At 44.9% G+C, this 501-nt stretch carries 1 protein-coding gene and 1 pseudogene; one reads left to right on the top strand and one right to left on the bottom strand.

Features of this window, described 5'->3' with window-relative positions; genetic code table 11:
• Nucleotides 1-93, bottom strand: a pseudogene (locus R7P74_RS29825) (pyridoxamine 5'-phosphate oxidase family protein); the annotation flags it as partial.
• Between the two features lie 110 nt (nucleotides 94-203).
• On the opposite strand from R7P74_RS29825, the gene R7P74_RS29820 reads away from it, so the two are divergent.
• On the top strand, nucleotides 204-501 hold a 298-nt coding region (locus R7P74_RS29820; protein WP_318124358.1), incomplete at its 3' end, for a winged helix-turn-helix domain-containing protein.

Below are 501 nucleotides of genomic sequence, written 5' to 3'. Positions count from 1 at the left end.
GCTTTCATCAATAATCATGTGCAGCTTTTCAACTTCAGTCACCGCTTTATGAGCGCCTTTTTTGATTTCTGTTCTTTTTGTATTCGATAGCATGGTGGTCTCCCTAACCAACTCACAGTAATGAGAAATAGTCATTTTCTTCCTAAGCGTGTCGTTGCAATGTAACGTTTAACTGGTAGCTTAGAGAGAGCCACTTTTAAACTATGGATGGATCCAATTTGTCGTTAATCGATGTGGGTGATTTGTGCGTAAAAACAGGCCGCGGTACGCGCCAGCAGTCTGTATTTTTTGCAATAAGGGATAAGATTGTTCGAGGGCTTTGGCCCAAGAACGGCAAGCTACCGTCGACTCGTAAACTGGCACAAGAGTTGAACCTTAGCCGCAACACGGTTATTTCTGCCTACGAACAGGTAGTTGCTGAAGGGTACTTGGTCAGCCAGCGTGGTTCGGGCTTTGTTGTTGCTGTTGAGTTGCCAGAACAATACTGGCCTGAAAAGTTGC

This window comes from Vibrio sp. 2033 (assembly GCF_033339735.1).
Note: the sequence above shows the minus strand (reverse complement) of the source record. Positions and strands in the feature narration are given on the sequence as shown.